This is a genomic window from Arthrobacter sp. P2b, from assembly GCF_900168295.1.
Classification (GTDB): Bacteria; Actinomycetota; Actinomycetes; order Actinomycetales; family Micrococcaceae; genus Arthrobacter.
This window is the reverse complement of sequence record NZ_FVZL01000046.1, coordinates 1-1216: the sequence shown is the minus strand read 5'-3', so window position 1 is coordinate 1216 and position 1216 is coordinate 1. Positions and strand designations below refer to the sequence as shown.

Here is a 1216-nt window from a genome sequence, read left to right as displayed (position 1 = left end):
AAATAACGGTCTCGACAACCACTATTTTCCCAGTTCAGAGCACCCTTTCCCTGATTAACACGCCAGCCCCACAGACCCGCCATGAAAACCCCGGGTTAGCCCGGCAAATGTGTCGTCGACGAGCCTATTTCTCTTTTTTGGGGTTAACGCATGATTACCGTGATCCTCGCCTAAGATTGAGCAGCTCTTGATCAAGCCTTGAGGAAACTGTCCGGGCTGCGCGGTTTCGGCTTAACAATTGCAATTACACAACGGGCATGCCGTCAACAGCCGCATTCTTCCGGCGTTTGCTTCTGCCCACAGCAACGGAAATTGCCACGATCACGCCAATCATGACGAAAAGGGCGGTTATGAGAGTGCCGGCTCCGCGGAACCACACGCCGTCGCTTTCGTAGCCGAGCACTATCGCGTGGCTGGGATCCGCTTCCCGGTAGACCACTGTGACGTACGCGCCGACCTCGGGGTGCTGGTCATGGTCTACGGCTGCCCAGGTAACGTGGTACGTCCCGTCCAGGGACATGAACTCCACCTCAATGTCGCGCTCGGAAGCCTTGGTGACGTCGTCGAATTCAACGATGGTCCCCGTTGCATGGGTGCCGGTTCGGGCCAATTCTTCGTCGATGTTGATAATGTGCTGCCCGAACACGATCATCGCGGGCCCCAGGCAGAGGACCAGCACCGTCACAACGAGGTTCAGCACCTGCCCCAGCGACAACTTCGACTTACGGTTTACAGCAGTTCTACGCCCAGTCACTGCACCATTCTGCCGGACAGAAGAACTGCCCGTTGCCACACCGACCCACGCACAAACCGTCCCCGCTCCCTCGTTGCTCTGTCAGTTGTGGTCGCTATGCGGGGTGTTTGGGCGCGTTATCTGATAGAGCATCCCTGGTTTCCCTGCAGGAGCTGGTAGGGCGTCTCGGATTTCCCTGCAGGAGGTGATAGGGCGTCCGGGGTTTCCCTGCAGGACGTGATAGAGCGTCGGTGGTTTTGGTGCAGGATCTGATGGGGCGTCACCGGATTACCCTGCAGGAGGTGATGGGGCGTCCCCGGGTTGGGTGCGTTATCTGACAGGGCATCCCAGGGCGGTGGTGTTTAAATGCGGGAGGCCCCAACCATTTCTGGTTGGGGCCTCGACCTTAATGGTTGTCCGGCGGTGACCTACTCTCCCACACCCTCCCGGGTGCAGTACCATCGGCGCTGTGGGTCTTAGCTT

General features: G+C 58.5%; 1 protein-coding gene. It reads right to left on the bottom strand.

Annotation, left to right across the window (positions count from 1 at the left end; genetic code table 11):
• Nucleotides 1–244: 244 nt before the first annotated feature.
• Nucleotides 245–754, bottom strand: a complete 510-nt coding sequence (locus B5520_RS22285; RefSeq protein WP_254865681.1) for a DUF3592 domain-containing protein — start codon at nucleotides 752–754, stop codon at nucleotides 245–247.
• Nucleotides 755–1216: the final 462 nt, after the last annotated feature.